Origin of the sequence: Hymenobacter terricola (genome assembly GCF_017921975.2) — a bacterium.
Taxonomy (GTDB): domain Bacteria; phylum Bacteroidota; class Bacteroidia; order Cytophagales; family Hymenobacteraceae; genus Hymenobacter; species Hymenobacter terricola.
In genome coordinates this window covers 1-339 of the sequence record NZ_JAGEMO020000054.1, presented here as the reverse complement: position 1 = coordinate 339, position 339 = coordinate 1, and the positions used below count along the sequence as shown (strand labels likewise).

The window sequence follows — 339 nt, the reverse complement described above, 5'->3', positions numbered from 1 at the left end:
CCTGCAAGTGAGTGGGGGCACGGGCTTTGCCAGCCAGGGGTCGACGTTGACGCCGGCCACGGACGCGAGCCGGGCGGGCATGATTCGCTCGAGCGTGTACGGCAACTCGGTGCAGCTGACGGTGGGCAACGTGCCCGGCGGGGCCTACCAGGTGTACCTGTATGTGTGGGAAGACAACAACGCGGAGACCTTCAGCGTGGCCGTGAACGGGCAGGTGGCGCAGGCCAACTACAACAGCGGGGCGGCCGGGCACTGGGACCGGCTCGGGCCCTACGCGGCCACGGCCACCGGGGGCAGCCTGACGGTGGCCACCAGCGGCGGCACGGCCAACTGCTCCGG

At 71.1% G+C, this 339-nt stretch carries 1 protein-coding gene; it reads left to right on the top strand.

The window, feature by feature from the left end:
* The coding region (locus J4G38_RS21495; RefSeq protein ID WP_226163641.1) for a hypothetical protein at positions 1–339 on the top strand (339 nt) is incomplete at both ends.